General features: G+C 62.7%; 13 protein-coding genes. All 13 read left to right on the top strand.

The features are described from left to right. Nucleotides 1-231 precede the first annotated feature (231 nt). From QMX91_RS20505 to QMX91_RS20445, 13 genes are read left to right on the top strand one after another with little or no spacing between them, the layout of a single operon-like run. A complete protein-coding gene (locus QMX91_RS20505) occupies nucleotides 232-1,584 on the top strand; it encodes a UDP-glucose/GDP-mannose dehydrogenase family protein (protein ID WP_096796216.1) in 1,353 nt (450 codons plus the stop codon). Beyond that, a complete protein-coding gene (locus QMX91_RS20500) occupies nucleotides 1,581-2,618 on the top strand; it encodes an NAD-dependent epimerase (protein ID WP_098964571.1) in 1,038 nt (345 codons plus the stop codon). Before QMX91_RS20505 ends, QMX91_RS20500 begins: the two co-directional genes overlap by 4 nt. 18 nt (nucleotides 2,619-2,636) lie before the next feature. Beyond that, nucleotides 2,637-3,383 (top strand): sugar transferase, encoded by a 747-nt coding sequence (locus QMX91_RS20495; RefSeq protein ID WP_096796214.1) that lies wholly within the window; start codon nucleotides 2,637-2,639, stop codon nucleotides 3,381-3,383. Further along, on the top strand, nucleotides 3,383-4,030 hold the full coding sequence (locus QMX91_RS20490) for a CpsD/CapB family tyrosine-protein kinase (RefSeq protein ID WP_134786782.1): 648 nt from the start codon (nucleotides 3,383-3,385) through the stop codon (nucleotides 4,028-4,030). Before QMX91_RS20495 ends, QMX91_RS20490 begins: the two co-directional genes overlap by 1 nt. A 21-nt stretch (nucleotides 4,031-4,051) precedes the next feature. Further along, nucleotides 4,052-5,077, top strand: coding sequence for a polysaccharide biosynthesis/export family protein (locus QMX91_RS20485; RefSeq protein ID WP_098964572.1), 1,026 nt, complete (start codon nucleotides 4,052-4,054; stop codon nucleotides 5,075-5,077). A 17-nt stretch (nucleotides 5,078-5,094) separates the two neighbouring features. After that, on the top strand, nucleotides 5,095-6,687 hold the full coding sequence (locus QMX91_RS20480) for a Wzz/FepE/Etk N-terminal domain-containing protein (RefSeq protein WP_223007916.1): 1,593 nt from the start codon (nucleotides 5,095-5,097) through the stop codon (nucleotides 6,685-6,687). Continuing rightward, nucleotides 6,684-7,775 (top strand): glycosyltransferase family 4 protein, encoded by a 1,092-nt coding sequence (locus tag QMX91_RS20475; RefSeq protein WP_282413266.1) that lies wholly within the window; start codon nucleotides 6,684-6,686, stop codon nucleotides 7,773-7,775. The genes QMX91_RS20480 and QMX91_RS20475 overlap by 4 nt, the downstream gene beginning before the upstream one ends. After that, nucleotides 7,772-9,142: an O-antigen ligase family protein gene (locus tag QMX91_RS20470; RefSeq protein WP_134786784.1), complete on the top strand. Its 1,371-nt coding sequence runs from the start codon at nucleotides 7,772-7,774 to the stop codon at nucleotides 9,140-9,142. Before QMX91_RS20475 ends, QMX91_RS20470 begins: the two co-directional genes overlap by 4 nt. Further along, nucleotides 9,139-10,107 carry a glycosyltransferase gene (locus tag QMX91_RS20465; protein WP_134786785.1) on the top strand — a complete coding sequence of 323 codons (969 nt, stop codon included), beginning with the start codon at nucleotides 9,139-9,141 and terminating at the stop codon, nucleotides 10,105-10,107. Before QMX91_RS20470 ends, QMX91_RS20465 begins: the two co-directional genes overlap by 4 nt. Beyond that, nucleotides 10,100-11,236 carry a glycosyltransferase family 2 protein gene (locus QMX91_RS20460; RefSeq protein WP_134786786.1) on the top strand — a complete coding sequence of 379 codons (1,137 nt, stop codon included), beginning with the start codon at nucleotides 10,100-10,102 and terminating at the stop codon, nucleotides 11,234-11,236. The genes QMX91_RS20465 and QMX91_RS20460 overlap by 8 nt, the downstream gene beginning before the upstream one ends. A gap of 13 nt (nucleotides 11,237-11,249) precedes the next feature. Beyond that, nucleotides 11,250-12,251, top strand: coding sequence for a polysaccharide deacetylase family protein (locus QMX91_RS20455; protein ID WP_282413265.1), 1,002 nt, complete (start codon nucleotides 11,250-11,252; stop codon nucleotides 12,249-12,251). After that, complete coding sequence (locus QMX91_RS20450; RefSeq protein WP_135296944.1) at nucleotides 12,248-13,552, top strand: oligosaccharide flippase family protein; 1,305 nt, start codon at nucleotides 12,248-12,250, stop codon at nucleotides 13,550-13,552. The genes QMX91_RS20455 and QMX91_RS20450 overlap by 4 nt, the downstream gene beginning before the upstream one ends. Next, a complete protein-coding gene (locus tag QMX91_RS20445; RefSeq protein ID WP_282413264.1) occupies nucleotides 13,549-15,474 on the top strand; it encodes a hypothetical protein in 1,926 nt (641 codons plus the stop codon). Before QMX91_RS20450 ends, QMX91_RS20445 begins: the two co-directional genes overlap by 4 nt. The last annotated feature ends 146 nt before the right edge of the window (nucleotides 15,475-15,620 follow it).

Below are 15,620 nucleotides of genomic sequence, written 5' to 3'. Positions count from 1 at the left end.
GGCTGAAACCTTGGGCATGACCGATTTGAATGGTGGCGCGCTCTTCAACGCTGAGTTCGGAATAAGACATAGGGACAGCACCGTACCGGAAAGGTCAGGTGTTGCACTCAGTTTTCGCCGCCGCCCAGGTGCAACATGTCATTTTGCTGACACGCTTTCCAAACCCTGCGCTATACCCCTTTTACAGTCTTCTTCCGAACTTCTTCTTTTCGCTCTATCGAGGGTGCGCAGATGGACGTGAGCGTATTTGGCACCGGCTATGTCGGATTAATTCAAGCCGCCGCACTTGCAGATGTAGGGCATCGGGTTTTATGTGTCGATATTGACCCCAACAAGATCAAGCAACTGCAACAAGCTGTGCCACCTATTAGTGAGCCAGGTCTTTCCAGCACCCTCGAAGAAAACATCAAGGCCGGCCGCTTGCTCTTTAGCACTCAGGCCAGCGACGCGGTGGAGCATGCCGAGCTGATTTTCATCGCCGTGGGCACGCCGGCCGATGAAGACGGTTCCGCCGACCTGACCCACGTGCTCAACGTCGCCCGGGAGATCGCCTCGCACATGGAGGCCGATCGCACCCTGATCATCAAGTCCACGGTGCCGGTCGGCACGGCTGACCAGGTCGCCGCCAAAGCCAGCGAAGAGTTGCTGCGTCGCGGCAAAAGTGCCCTCAAGGTCCGCGTGGTGTCCAACCCCGAATTCCTCAAGGAAGGCAGCGCCCTCGCCGATTGCATGCGCCCGGACCGGATCATCGTCGGCACCCGCGATGACGAAGCCCGCGAGCAGATGAGCGAGCTGTACGCGCCGTTCTGCCGCAACCACGAAAAACTGATGTTCATGGACAACCGCAGCGCCGAGCTGACCAAGTACGCAGCCAACGCGATGCTCGCCACGCGCATCAGCTTCATGAACGAACTGGCCAACCTCACCGAACTGCTCGGCGCCGACATCGAAGCGGTGCGCAAAGGCATCGGCTCCGACCCGCGCATCGGCTACCACTTCATTTACCCCGGTTGCGGCTTCGGCGGTTCATGCTTCCCCAAGGATCTGCGCGCCCTGCTGCACACCGCCGAACACAACGGCATGCCGCTGAAATTGCTGCGCAGCGTCACCGACGTCAACGACAGCCAGCGGCACATCCTCTTCGGCAAACTCAAGGCGCAGTTTCCGCAGGGTCTGGCCGGCAAGTCGATTGCGATTTGGGGCCTGGCGTTCAAACCCAATACCGATGACATGCGCGAAGCCCCCAGCCGCTACCTGATGGACGCGCTGTGGGCCGAAGGCGCCAGCGTGCAGGCCTACGATCCGGAAGCCATGTCCGAATGCCGGCGCCTGTACGGCTATCGCAACGACCTGCACCTGTGCGCCACCCGCGACGACACCCTGGAAGATGCCGATGCGCTGGTGATCTGCACCGAGTGGAAGAATTTTCGCGTAGTGGATTTCGAGCTGCTGGCGAGCAAGCTGCGCTCGAAGGTGATTGTCGACGGTCGCAACCTCTACAACCCGGAACACGTGGCCGCCGCCGGTCTGCATTACAGCGGCATCGGCCTGCGCCACATCGCTCCGGAAGGACTGCGCCCATGAAAATCCTGGTCACCGGCGCAGCCGGCTTCATTGGCGCCCATTGCGTGTTGCGGCTGATGCGCGACGGGCATGCGGTGGTCGGCCTGGATAACTTCAACGGCTATTACGACCCGCAACTGAAACACGATCGGGTGCAATGGGTGCGCGATCAGGTCGGGCATTTCCCGCTGGCGCGGATCGATCTGGCCGATGCCGCGGCGATTGAAGCGCTGTTTGTCCGCGAGCAACCGCAAGTGGTGATCCACCTCGCGGCGCAGGCCGGGGTGCGCTACTCGCTGGAAAATCCGAAGGCCTACCTCGACAGCAACCTCAGCGGTTTCCTGAACATTCTCGAAGGCTGCCGGCATCATCCGGTCGAGCATCTGATCTACGCCTCGTCGAGCTCGGTGTATGGCGCCAACCAGCACACGCCGTACTCGGTGCATGACGGGGTGAATCACCCGCTGTCGCTGTACGCCGCGACCAAAAAAGCCAACGAGCTGATGGCCCACAGTTATAGCCACCTGTTCGGCATTCCCTGCACCGGTCTGCGCTTTTTCACCGTGTACGGGCCATGGGGTCGGCCCGACATGTCGCCGATCCAGTTCGCTCGGGCGATCACCGAAGGCACGCCGCTGAAGCTGTTCAACTACGGCGAGCACCAGCGCGATTTCACTTATATAGACGACATCGTCGAAAGCATCGCGCGCCTCACCGACCATCCGCCGCACAACCACCCGGAGTGGGATCGTGAACATCCCGACGCGGGCAGCAGCATGGCGCCGTGGTGCCTGTTCAACATCGGCGGCCACCACCCGGTGGAGCTGAAAACCTATCTGGCGCTGATGGAAAAACACCTCGGCCAGAAAGCCATTGTCGAGCTCTTGCCCCTGCAACCGGGCGATGTGCTCAACACCTGTGCCGAGACCGATGATCTGGCCCAGGCCACCGGGTTCCAGCCCCGGATCGAGCTGGATGAAGGACTGGGGCGTTTCATCGCCTGGTTTCGCGACTACTACCCCACTGCCTATCGCCCACGCGCCGCTCGCGGCTGAACATCAGCGGAGGACCCCATGACTGGACATGAACAAGGTGTACCGATCAATCAGATGCGCCGCGACAAGCGCATGGATCCCGAGCACCGAATGCGCCTCGATAGCGCCATCCACCGGCAGGGCCGGGGCTGGCTGACCGGCCGCGACGGCGGCCGGCCATGGACGCTGTCACGCACCAACCGGGTGCTGGCCTGCTTCGGTGCGTTGCTGATTCTGGTGGTGTTTTCGCCGCTGCTGCTGGGCCTGGCGCTGGCCATCAAATTCACCAGCCCGGGACCGGTGATGTTCGTGCAGAAACGCACCGGTTATCGCGGCCGCACCTTCGGCATGTACAAGTTCCGCACCATGGTCTGCAACGCCGAAGAACTCAAGGAATCGCTGCGCCACCTCAACAAGCACGGGGTCGACGCCATCGACTTCAAGATCGACAAGGATCCACGCATCACCGGCATCGGCGGTTTCCTGCGGCGTACCAGCCTCGATGAACTGCCCAACCTGTTCAACGTGGTCAGCGGTGACATGCGCCTGGTCGGCCCGCGGCCGACTTCGTTCAACGCCTACCGCTACAAGGACAACCACCTTGCGCGCCTGAGCATCTACCCCGGCATGACCGGCCTGTGGCAGATCTCCGGGCGCAGCAACATCGACTTCGACCAGCGCGTTGAGTTGGACCTCAGCTATATCGCCGAGCAAAGCCTTTTGCTTGATCTGAAGATCTTGTTGAAAACCCCCTTCAAAGTATTCAGCGGCCACGGAGCAAGCTAATGGACGGTTCAACCAACAAAAGCCTGAGCATTGCCAACCCCAGCGAATCGAACCTGATTTCGACCGTGCTGGATCTGGATCTGCGGATCCTGTTCCTGACCGCCGCCAACCCCGGCGCGGGCACCACCACCAGCGCGCTGGCGCTGGCCAGCCAACTGGCGCAGATGAGCAGCGGCCAGGTGTTGCTGGTCGATGCCAGCCAGTCAGCGGGCAACCTCACGCAGCAATTGAACCTGGGCAAGGAGCGCGGCCTGCGCGACCTGCTGTTCAACCCGAACAACCCGCCGCTGTTGCAGGACTGCGTGGTGCAGGTCTCGAGCCTACCGTTTCATGTGCTGCCCAATGGCCGGCCGATCCGCACCCTCGAACACCTGACCGCCGAGCGCCTGAGCCCGCTGCTCGACCGCCTGGGCACCCAGTACCGCTTCGTGGTGATCGACGGCGACGCGGTGTATTCCGCCGCCGACACGCTGGTGCTCGCCACTCAGGTCGATGGCGTGGTGTTCGTGGTCCGCGCCGAGGACACCCGCTGGGAAGTCGCCCAGGCCGCCGTGCAACGCCTGACCCAGGCCGGCGCGAAAGTAGTCGGCAGCGTGTTCAACCGGCGCAAGTACTACATGCCAAAGTGGCTCTACAAAAACCTGTAAGCAAACGCGAAGGATGACGCCATGAACGCCAAGATACTTGTTCTGCTGATGCTGCCGCTTGCAGGCTGCTCCAGCACTTCCGAAACCCAGAACATGCCGGTGAACATTCTCACCGCCACCCCGGCCAATGCCCAGGCCACCGATATGCCCAAGGTCGAACAGACCCTGCGCCCGCAAGACGTGCTGGATGTGATCTTCCACATCAGCACCAGCGGTTCGGACGCTTACCGCGTGCAGTCGGGTGACCAGATCGGCCTGAACTTCACCGCCGCCAGCCAGCTCAATGGCAACCAGTTGGTGCTGCCCGACGGCACCATCAACCTGCCAGGCGCCAACACTTCGGTGAAAATCGCCGGCCTGACCGCCGACGAAGCGCGCGATGAAATCCAGCGTGCTTACCAGCGCAAACAGCTGTTCCAGCCCAACCGCAATCAGCTGACGGTGCAAGTCATCAGCCCGCTGACCAATGAGCAAAACCTGAAAAGCGCACTGAATCACCCGGCCACCGGCATGAGCCGCGAGATCACCGTGGGCAATGACGGTTATGCGAGCTTTCCGGAAATCGGCGCCGTGCCGCTGCAAGGCATGACCATCAACCAACTGGAAACCTTCCTTAACCAGAAGTACGCGCAATTGCCTGGGCGGATGAGCGTCGATGTGATGCTCAAGTCCACCGCCGGCAACGAGATCTACGTGCTCGGCGAAGTCGGCCAACCGGGTTCCTATCCGATCCGCCGTCCGGTCTCGGTGCTTGAAGCGCTGACCCTGGCGCGCGGTACCAACGTCAAGGCGCGCCTGGACTCGGTGGTGATCATGCGGCGCAACGGCAACCAGGTGCAGGCCGTGCACTACGACGTGGAAAAAGCCCTGTCGGGCGATGCGTCGCAGATCGCCTACCTGCAACCGGACGACATGCTGTTCGTACCAAAAACCAAACTGGCGAGTGCCGGCGATCTCGCCCGGCAACTGGCCGACGTGGTGTTGTTCCAGGGCGTGGGCTTCAGCTTCGGCTACCGCGTCGACAACAAAAGCAGCAGCAGTAACTGACTCTCAGGTGACCGATCATGAATCCAAAGGAAAACTACCTGCATGAGTTCTTCAGGATCTTCTTCGCCAACAAGCAACTGGTGAAACGGGTCTTCCTGATCTTTGCAGTCATCGCGTTGGTACTGCCGCTGGTGCTCAAACAGAGCTTCGATATCACCGCTCAGGTGATCGTGCAGTCGAAAAAACTCTCCCAGGGTGACGCCACCACGTCACTGACGGTCGATAACGCCACCTTCATTCCGCCGTCGCTGGCGGACATGGAAACCGAAAGCAACATCCTGCGGTCCCCGGCGCTGATCCGCCAGACCATCAGCGAGCTGCGCGACAAGGGCGAGTACAACCCGCCGGTGGGCGTGTTCGCCAAACTGGTGAGCGAACCGTTCCGCCGCTATATCTCTTCGCCGCTGCGTGAGTACGTGATCAATCCGCTGCGCAACATGCTCGGGCTGCAAACCGATCCGGTGCGTGACACCGTGCTCGACGGCCTGACGCAAGATGCGATCAACAGCCTGAAAATCGAGACCCTGCCCGGCTCCAACGTGATCTCGATCGTCTACAGCTTCCCCGATCCGCATCAGGGCACGACGTTCGTCGCCACTCTGCTGCAGAACTATCTGGGCAGCCGTCAGGCGCTGCAATCGATCGACCTGCCGCAATCCTTCTACGAAACCAAGAAGCACCTGTATCAGGTGCGTCTCGACGGGCTGGAAGGTAATCGGCAGGCGCTGCTGGAAAGTGTTGCATCGTCCGATCCGAAGGAAGAAATCACCTTCCGCCTGAACGCGATCAACACCGAAGAGCAAGCCCTGAACCTGTACCAGGATCGTCTGCTACAGAGCCAGCGCTGGCTCGAATACCTGAAAACCGCGCTGACGGCCGCCAGCAGCAACAAGCTCAACGACTACACGTTCCCCTTCACCTTCACCACCACCGTCGATAACGTGGCGTTCGAGGATCGGGAAATCAAACAGTTGGGCGAGCAACTGACCACTCAGGTCAGCCGCTACATGAATGACCTCGCGGTGTTCCAGCCCGGCAGCGAGCCGATGCTGCTGACCCGCGAACAGATCGCCCGCACCCGCCAGCAGTTCCTCAAAGTGGTGAGCAACCGCATTCAGGAGCGCACCAACGATCTGGCCGTGGTGCAACAGGTGATCGATCAGAAAACCGCGCGCATCGCCGAGTTCAAGAACCGCATCCACACCTTGCAGCAGACCCAGAGCAAGCTGCGGCAGATGGACACGGAAATCGACGCGCTGCACACGGCGTTCTCGACCTACGCGCAACGCTTTGCCGAAAGCAGCACCGCCGGTTCGCTCAACGACGACCTGTCGAACGCCAAGGTGCTCAGCCCGCCGTTCGAGCCGACCGAGCCGGCGTTCCCCAAACCGCTGCTGATCATTCCGTTCGGGCTGTTCACCGGTCTGCTGCTGGCGATTGCCCTGGTCTATGTGCGTGAGTTCTTCGATCACCGTTTCAAACACCCGGCGCAAATCACCCACGAACTGGGCCTGCCGGTGTTGCTGGTGATCAACGACGAAAACGTGCTGCCAAGCAATCCGCACAAGAACTGGACCGTGCCAAGCTTCGTGCACTGGGTGCGCAATTGAACACGCAGTCCACTCCGAACGCCGCGCTGCCGATCATTCATTTGCTCAGCAGCGGCGGCTTCTATGGGGCCGAGCGCATGTTGCTCGATCACTGCCTGGCGACACCGGGGCAGCACCAGGTGCTGTTCCTCGATGCGCCGCTGGCGTTGATCGCGCGCTTTCGCGAGGCCGGGGTGGACTGCCGTGGTTGCGCCGGTCTGGGTGAGCTGTTGCGCCACCTGCGGGCCCGGCGCAGCGAACAGCCGCTGATCAATACGCACAACTTCAAAGGGCTGTTGTTCGGCTGGGTCGGCGCGACGCTGTTGCGTTTGCCGCTGGTCATCACCCAACACGGCTTCACCCCGCGCAGCCGCAAGCAGAAGTTCTACACCTGGCTGAGTCTGCAGTTGTGCCGCACCGCGTCGGTGGATCGGGTGGTGTGCGTGGCCGAGAGCATTGCCGTGCTGCACCGTCAGGCCAGCGTGCAGGCGGAAAAACTCCAGGTGATCCCCAACGGATTGCCCGCCGCCGACGCGCTGGTCAGCACCGTTGACCGCCAGCGCTGGCTCGCCGGTTACGTCGGGCGCCTGAGCAGCGAGAAAGGCCCGGACCTGTTTCTCGATGCGCTGATTCCGCTGTGTCACCAGCATCCGCAACTGGACGCGGTGATGCTCGGCGACGGCCCGGAACGTGAAGCACTGCAGGCGCGGATCGACGCCGCCGGATTGACCCAACGAATTCGTCTGCCCGGCTACCAGACCGCCATGCAACCGTGGTGGCAGCGCCTGGATGCGTTGGTGATCAGCTCGCGCACCGAAGGCACGCCGATGATTCTGCTCGAAGCGATGCAGAGCGGCGTGCCGGTGGTGGCGTTCGCCGTCGGCGGCATTCCCGATGTGCTCGAGCACCGGCATAACGGTCTGCTGGCGACACCTGCCGACAGCGCCGACCTCGCCCGTCAGCTCGACAACCTGCTGAGCGAGCCGAAACTGGCCCGGCATTTGTGCGACAACGCAAAGCGTACGCAACAGGATCGCTACGACCTCAAGGCCCTGGCCGAACGCTGGTCGCAGCTGTACATCCGCACGGCACGGGAGGCACGCGCATGATTTTCCCGCTCTCGATCGTCACGCTGCTCGGGATGGTGTGCATCGGTCTGCTCGCCAGCCCTTATCCGTTTCTCGCACCCGGCGCGGTAATTGGCCTGGTGGGTTTCACAGTGTTGTATCGCAAGCCGGCCTGGGGCCTGCTGGGCATTGCCGCGCTGGTGCCGTTCGAAGGTTTCTTCAAGGACAGCGCATTGTCCGGAAGCAAACTGATCGGCGCTTCGCTGGCGGTGATCCTGATGCTGCAACTGGCCATGCACCAGATTCCTTCCGAGCGCCTGCGCAGCAATATCTGGCGGTTTCTGCTGTGGTTTCTGGCGCTGTATTTCCTCAGCCTGTTCAACACCGATGACCTGGGCATGTCGCTGGGGCATCTGCGCGAACTCAGCGTCGGGCTGATCCTGTTTGTCATCACCCTGCTGATCGGCCGTGAACTGAACCTCGACCTGTTCGCCCGACTGGTGACCCTGAGTGTCAGCGCCACCTGTGCCATGGCGATGTTTTCAGTCAAATTCCAGGATCAGGGCCGCGCTGCCGGTCTGCTGGAAGACCCCAACGCCTTCGCCTTGCTGATCGCCTTCGCCATTCCGCTGGCGCTGCTGCTGGTGATTCGCGGGCCGAATCTGTTGCATCGGTTGTTCTGGGGCGCTTGCTGCCTGTTGCTGCTCGGCGGCATGACCAAGACCGAATCGCGCTCCGGGCTGGTGGTGGTGGCGTTGAGTCTGTTGATCGGCTGCTGGCACTACCGCGCGCAACTGACCCGCATTCGCCCACGGCACCTGGGTTTCGCCATGCTCGGCGCGGCCATCGTGATTCCGCTGGCGATCTACGCCATGCCCGCCGGTTACCTCGCGCGCATTCAGTCCCTGAGCGTGTTGAGCGCCGGCGCCAAGGGCCACGACGACGAATCCCTCGGCCGGCGCGCCTCGTACATCGTGGTCGGCGGGCAGATGATCCGCGAGAACCCGCTGCTCGGCTCCGGTCCCGGCACCTTCCCGCTGCACTACGCGACCACCGGCTACGCCAAAGCGTTTTCCGCCAACCGCAAGATCGGCGACCTGTACCGCCGCGCCCACAACACTTATCTGGAAATTTTCAGTGAGCTGGGGATCCCCGCCGGCCTGCTGTTTGTCGGCATGCTCGGCCTGGGCCTGTACAACCTGATCCGCGCGCGCGCCGCGTGGATGCTGCGGCGCGATTGGCAGCAGGCGGACCTGATGACTCACCTCGGGGTGAGCTTTCTGTCGCTGACCCTGTTCCTGATGTTCCTCAGCGCACCGAACCAGAAATACCTGTGGATCATGCTCGCGCTGACCAGCGTCCTGCGCCTCAAGGCCGAACAGGCGCCACTGACCGAGGCCAGGACATGAGCCGGATCAGCATCATCATCCCGATGTACAACGAGGCCCGGCACATCGGCCGCACGCTGCTGGCAGCGCAAAAAGCCGCGCATGCGGCCGATGTCGAGTGCGAGTTGATTGTGGTCGACAACGGTTCGAGCGACGACGGCCCGCACATCGCCCGCCAGTTCGGTGCACAGGTGCTGGTGCTGCCGGGCCTGCTGATCGGCGCGCTGCGCAATCGCGGTGCGCTGCTGGCAAGCGGCGAGTGGATCGCGTTCATTGATGCCGACGTCGAAATGCCCGAAGACTGGCTCAAGCCCTTGTTCGAACTGCAAGCCGAGGGTCAGGCCGATGTGTTCGGTCTCGACCTGCACACCCCCGCCACTGCGCCGTGGTACGCCGCCGCCTGGCAACGGCGCACGCTGCGCCCGTCGAGTCAGGCCTCGCACCCGGTGGACTGGCTGCCCAGTTCCAACCTGCTGATGCGCCGGTGCTGGTTCGACAAGGTCGGCGGCTTCAACGAACACCTGCGTACCGGCGAAGACAAGGAGTTCACCCTGCGCCTGCACGAACAGGGCGCGCGGCTGCTGTCGGTGAACAGCAGCGTGGCCCTGCATTGGGGCTACGAGATGAACTGGCGCGAGTGGATGGGCAAGGAAATGTGGCGTCAGGGCAGTCATCTGCAACTGCTGCGTACTCACGGTTTCAGCCTGCGTCTGTTGCGCTTTCCGCTGCTCTCGCTTGGCGCGTGGCTGCTCGACTTGCTGGCGATTTCCGCACTGCTCAACGGTTTTCCGCACCACGCGGCCGTCATGGTGATGCTGACCACGATACCGGCGCTGGTGCTGAGCATTCGCCAGAGTTCACGCCATCACGATGTGGGCCTGACCCTGCAACTGTGGGGCCTGCACTGGGTGCGGCTGCACCTGGCCGGGGCGGCGTTGATTCTCAGTCTGTGTCATTGGAACGCCAGGAGGCCTGCCCGTGGCTGAATTCATTTTCTGGATGTGCCTGCTGCTGCCGGTATACGCCTACCTTGGCTACCCGCTGCTGCTGACTGTGCTGGCGCCGCTGTTCCCGGCCTGGCGTCACAGCCCGGCGCCGCCGCTGAACATCAGCATCGTGATTGCCGCGCACAATGAGGCGCGGCACATCGAGCACAAGTTGCGCACGCTGCTGGCGCAGGACTATCAGCCGGCCACGCTGCAGATCATTCTCGCCAGCGATGGCTCGACCGACGACACCGTGGCTTGCGCGCACAAAGTGGTTGATTCGCGCATCACTGTCCTCGACCTGCCGCGCCAGGGCAAAGCCGCGACGCTGAATGCCGGCGTAGCCCTGGCGACTGGCGATATTCTGGTGTTCACCGACGCCGACAATCAGTGGTCGCGGGAAACCCTCGGCTATCTGCTGGCGCCGCTCAGTGACCCCAACGTAGGGGCCTGCGCCGGGCACATGGTGATTCCGGTGACCGGCGGCGGCCTCAGCGTCGGCGACAGTCTGTACCGGCATTACGAGGGCTGGCTGCGTCGGGTGGAGAACCGCACCGGCTGCATGGTCTCGGCCGACGGTGCCCTGCTCGCCCTGCGCCGCGAGCTGTTCCAGAGCGTGCCGGCGGAGGTCAACGACGACTTCTTTCTCAGCACCTGTGCACCGGTGGCCTTCAAGCGCATTGTGTACGTGCCCGAGGCGCAAGTGATCGACCACGGTGTCGACGAAGCGGACAAACAGTTCCGCCGCCGTCAACGCGTCACCGTCGGTGGCCTGCAAAGCCTCGCCCAGCGCAGTGAGCTGCTCAACCCACTCAAACATGGCCTGTATTCGCTGGCGCTGATCAGCCACAAACTGATCCGGCGCCTGGCACCGATCCTCCTGCTGCCGCTGCTGCTGAGCAACTTCTGGCTGTGGGATGACCACGGCTTCTATCGACTGGCCCTGATCGCCCAACTGTTCGGCTACGCCATTGCGCTGGCCGGACTGCTGGATTCGCAACATCGCTTGCCCAAACCGTTTCGTCTGGCCGCGTTCCTGCTGGTCACCCTCGCCGGGATGAGTCTCGGCCTGTGGCAGTTCCTGCGCGGCCACCGATATGCCCAGTGGAACCCTGAACAAAACCGTTGAGAGGACCGAAGCCATGGCGATCAAACAATTAATAAAACGCACCAGTGGCTGGCTTTACCTCAACTCGCCCGTGGGACGAAACCAGTTGCACGGCGCCGGGGTGATTCTGATGCTGCATCGGGTGCTGGCCAACGACCGCGCCGCCGACTTGCCGCACCGCAATGAGCTGTGTGTCGGGCCCAAGGCGTTCGAGCACCTGCTGGTGTGGCTGCGCCGGCACTTCGATTGCGTGCCGCTGATGGACATCCTCACGCCCACCGCATTGCGCAGCGAACGCCCACGGGTGGCGCTGACCTTCGACGATGGCTGGCGCGACAACGCGGTCAATGCGTTCCCGTTGCTGCAAAAACATCAGGTGCCAGCGAGCATTTTTCTCTCCACCGATTTCATCGGCAGCCGTCAGCGCTTCTGGTGGGAAAGCCTTGGCGAAACCCTGTGGGGCAGCCACGGCGAAAAGGCCCGCATGCATCTGATCGAATGCCTGCACGTAATCCACCACCCGGTGCCGGTGCTGGTGGATGACATCGACGTTGATCGGCGCAGCCTGTCGCTGCTGCATTACCTGCAAAGCCTGAAAACCCTTGAACCGGCGATGCTCGAACGCCTGACCGACGAATGCCCGCCCGAAGCGCAGCCGCAAGCGCTGGACTGGCATCAGGTACGGGCGCTGGAAGCCTCGGGATTGGTGCGTTTCGGCCCGCACGGCGCCAGCCACGCGATCCTCACGGAACTGGACGATGTGCGCCTGAGCGAAGAAATCAGCCGCAGCCGCGACGCCTTGAACAACGGCTGCAACCGGCCGTTGCCGGTGTATTGCTACCCCAACGGCAACAACGACGAGCGAGTAAGAAAACAGATTGCCGCGCACGATTATCCGTTCGCCCTGGGCACCGGCACCGGCATCTATCGCGGTGAAGGCGATCCGCTGAACCTGCCGCGTTTCGGCGTCAGCCAGCGTACTGCGCGCAACCCGGAGTTGCTGTCGTGGCGCATCTTTCGTGGCAACCGCCCATGAGCCGCAGCCATTACCTCAAGCATCTGGCGCTGAGCATGGGCACCAAACTGGCGATGATCGCCCTGCGCTTGCTGCGCAACGTGTTGCTGGCGCGGATCCTCGGGCCGAGTGAACGCGGGTTGTTCGCGCTGCTTAGCACCCTGCCCGATCTGATCAGCGCTGCCACCAGTGGCGGGCTGAATTCGGCCGTGGGTTATCAAGCCGCCAAACAACGGCCGATGGGGCTGCTGCTGAGTCAGGTGCTGGTGTTTGGTTGCTTGCTCGCCGGCCTGCTGACCTTGCTGGTGGTGGCGCTGGTACGTGAGTTCGGCAGTGAGCTGGATGTCACAGTACAACTCGGTCTGCTGGCGTGGCTGTTGCTGCTGGCGGTGCCGCTGACCGTGCTGAAAAGCGGCCTGCTGACCCTGCACAACGCCTCCGGCGGCGTGGTCGCGTTCAACGCCTTGCGCCTGACCGAATCACTGGCGCCACTGCTGCTGTTTCTCGCACTGTTCTGGATGTGGAAAAGCGCGGCGCTGGAAGCGGCGTTGATCAGTTGGCTGGCCGGGATCAGCCTGGTGGTGCTGGCCGGTTGGGTCTGGCTCAAACGCGCGCAACCGCTGCAGTTGCAATGGGATCGCGCCAGCCAGAACGAACTGCTGCGCTACAGCGCGCGCAGCCATCCGGATCTGCTGTTCCAGCAAGTGATTCTGCGCTCGGATTACCTGTTCATCGGCGCCCTGCTCGGCAGCACCGCGCTGGGTCATTACGCGATGGCCAGCGCCGCCGCCGAACTGCTGCTGATCGTCCCGGAAGCGGTGACCACGCCGCTGATGAAACGCCTGTTGCAACAGGACGAAGGCATGGACAAGGTCACTCCGCTGGCCCTGCGCCTGACCGCCACGGTGATGCTCGGCGCGTGCCTGAGCATGGCAGTGATCGGCAACTGGCTGATCGTCACCCTGTTCGGCATCGCCTACCAACCGGCGTATCCGGCGCTGCTGGCGTTGCTGCCGGGGCTGCTCGGCCTGTGCTACGCGAGCATCCTGCGGCTGGACCTGCTGGGGAAAAACCGTCCCGGCACGGTGTCGCTGCTGATGGGCCTCGGTGCCCTGCTCAATCTGGCGCTGAACCTGGTGTTGATTCCGGCCTACGGCATCGTCGGCGCGGCAGCGGCGTCGTCGATTGCCTATCTGGCCGTCACCGTGGCGATGCTGGTGTTGTACTGCCGTTTGAGCGGCGTGGCGTTCTGGCAAACTTTGATCATCCTGCCCAGTGACATCGCGCCGATGTGGCAGATGTTGCACCGGAAGGCCGCATGAAAGGCCTGGTCCTGCTGCTCGGTCTCGGCCTGTCGCTGGACGCCTTTGCCGCGTCGATGCGCTGGGGAGAAATCCGCGACGGCAGCCTGTATCTGCAAACCGACCGTCCGGACACCGTGACCGTGCGCTGGACACCCGCGTGGCAGGCCGAGGCCAACGAAGAGCATCTGTACCTGCTCGACGGCCAGGGCAAATTGCAGGGCGAGCGCTTGATCAAGGCCAGCGAAACCCGTGGCACCCAGAGCTGGGCGTTGCTGCCGGGTGCCGCCAGTTATCGCCTGGAAATTCCCGGCTACAGCTTCCGCAATTACCGGGTCGAACACGACGATCGCACCGTCGCGCTGTTCGAACCGGCCAAGGTGCATTTCAGCGCGCAGACGCAGAACGGCGACGAGTTGTATTTCAAGGTCGCGCCGGGGGAACACGCGGTGCTCGCCGGCAAGTTCCATGGCGGGGTCAATGCGTTGCAGACGCAGCGGGTGGGCGATGATCAGTCACTGACGCTGACACTGACACTGAAACCCTATCGCGCCTATTGGCAGTTCGATCAACTGGCGTTGCCGGTCAGCGAGCGCGAACAGGTCTGGCGCCTGCGCCTGCAAGGCAGCGGCAAAGCGGCGTTCTGGCTCGACGGCACGGCCAATCGGTTTGCGCAGACTCCGCAGCAACTCAAACCCGTGCGCGAAGAGACCGGCCAGATCCACCTGACCCTGCACGACAAAATCCTCGGGCGCACGCCGGATCTGGGCATCGCCCTGCCCTACGTGATGCCACCCGCCAGTAGTCACGCGGTGCTGGATGCGCTGAAAGCGACCGCCGCCAGTTACTACAGTTTTGTCGATGTCACGGCGAAGAATCCGCACTTCGAAGACGCGTTCCGCAAGGCTTATCAGGAGCGCTTCGGCATCCGTCAGGACATCACCTTGCTCGCCGGCAGCCAGCGTCAGGCCGATCTGCGCGCCGACGTGCAAAGCAATGGCGGCCTCGATGCATGGCTCGCCGGCACCCGCGCCTTGGGCGGCAAAGGCACGCACTACATCGGTTTTGCCGATGAGCCGAACCTCAACTATTCGAGCTTCGAGCAATACCGGGCAATTTTCGCCAGCATGGCCAGGCAAGTGCGCAGCGATCCGGCGAATGCCAAGGCTGGCGTGCGCATCGCCATGCCGGCCAGTTCACGGCTGGTCAACGGGCCGTTCGCCGATAACGCGGCAGACAAGCGCGGCATCGACTGGGCGCGGCGCTTGCTCGACGAATCCGCCGAGCAGATCGACGCACTGGCGTGGCACGAGTGGATGATCCGCGACCTGCTCGCCACCCGGGTCTACCGCGACAGCGTGCACCGCGCCGCCGAACTGGTCGGCCTCGACGCTCGCGGCCAACCGCGCAAGGCCTTGCTGCTGGATCAGACCAATATGTCCAGCGGTTCCAGCCTCAGCCCCTACGATCAGGAGACGCACTACGCCTCGCTGTGGTGGGCGTCGGTGGTGATCAACGCTTCGCAGGACGGTTTGCTGAGCATGCTCAACTGGTTTCAGGCCGCCGATGAACCGCAGTATCCCAAGGGCATGATCCGGGTTTTGGGCGCTGAGCGTTTTGAGCTGAAACCGGTGGGTCTGGCCCAGCAGTTCATCGCGCAGCATTGGCTGCACCAGGTGCTGTGGCTGGAGAACGATGGCTTTGAAGTCGATGTGCTGGCGATGGCCGGCGACGAGCAGCGGGGTCTGCTCGGTGTGAACAAGGGCACGCGTTTGCAGCGTGTTGACCTGAGTGGCGCCAAGTGCCCGCTGAACAACGGTGCGTTGCGTTACTTCGGCGCGGACAACCGCAGCCGCGACGCGCCGTTTGCCTGCCGCGATGGACGCGTCAGCTTCGACTTGCCAGGAGAAACCCTGTTCGCGTTGAGCTGGAGCGCGTCATGAAGCCAATTCCGAATATCAGAAAAGGTAAAGCGAACAAAGATTTGTGGGTAGGGAGTTTTTGTGGCGAGGGGATTTATCCCCGATCGGCTGCGCAGCAGTCGTCGCTTTTAGCCTGTAAATGCGGGGCCGCTTCGCAGCCCATCGGG

Source organism: Pseudomonas sp. PS01299 (assembly GCF_029960145.1).
GTDB classification, from domain to species: domain Bacteria; phylum Pseudomonadota; class Gammaproteobacteria; order Pseudomonadales; family Pseudomonadaceae; genus Aquipseudomonas; species Aquipseudomonas putida_A.
Note: the sequence above shows the minus strand (reverse complement) of the source record. Positions and strands in the feature narration are given on the sequence as shown.

Bases quoted from the DNA above. Each gene is read 5' to 3' on its own strand.
- QMX91_RS20490 (WP_134786782.1), top strand. From the start codon at position 3,383: ATGGACGGTTCAACCAACAAAAGCCTGAGCATTGCCAACCCCAGCGAA.
- QMX91_RS20500 (WP_098964571.1), top strand. From the start codon at position 1,581: ATGAAAATCCTGGTCACCGGCGCAGCCGGCTTCATTGGCGCCCATTGC.
- QMX91_RS20445 (WP_282413264.1), top strand. From the start codon at position 13,549: ATGAAAGGCCTGGTCCTGCTGCTCGGTCTCGGCCTGTCGCTGGACGCC.
- QMX91_RS20495 (WP_096796214.1), top strand. From the start codon at position 2,637: ATGACTGGACATGAACAAGGTGTACCGATCAATCAGATGCGCCGCGAC.
- QMX91_RS20455 (WP_282413265.1), top strand. From the start codon at position 11,250: ATGGCGATCAAACAATTAATAAAACGCACCAGTGGCTGGCTTTACCTC.
- QMX91_RS20450 (WP_135296944.1), top strand. From the start codon at position 12,248: ATGAGCCGCAGCCATTACCTCAAGCATCTGGCGCTGAGCATGGGCACC.
- QMX91_RS20465 (WP_134786785.1), top strand. From the start codon at position 9,139: ATGAGCCGGATCAGCATCATCATCCCGATGTACAACGAGGCCCGGCAC.
- QMX91_RS20485 (WP_098964572.1), top strand. From the start codon at position 4,052: ATGAACGCCAAGATACTTGTTCTGCTGATGCTGCCGCTTGCAGGCTGC.
- QMX91_RS20470 (WP_134786784.1), top strand. From the start codon at position 7,772: ATGATTTTCCCGCTCTCGATCGTCACGCTGCTCGGGATGGTGTGCATC.
- QMX91_RS20505 (WP_096796216.1), top strand. From the start codon at position 232: ATGGACGTGAGCGTATTTGGCACCGGCTATGTCGGATTAATTCAAGCC.
- QMX91_RS20480 (WP_223007916.1), top strand. From the start codon at position 5,095: ATGAATCCAAAGGAAAACTACCTGCATGAGTTCTTCAGGATCTTCTTC.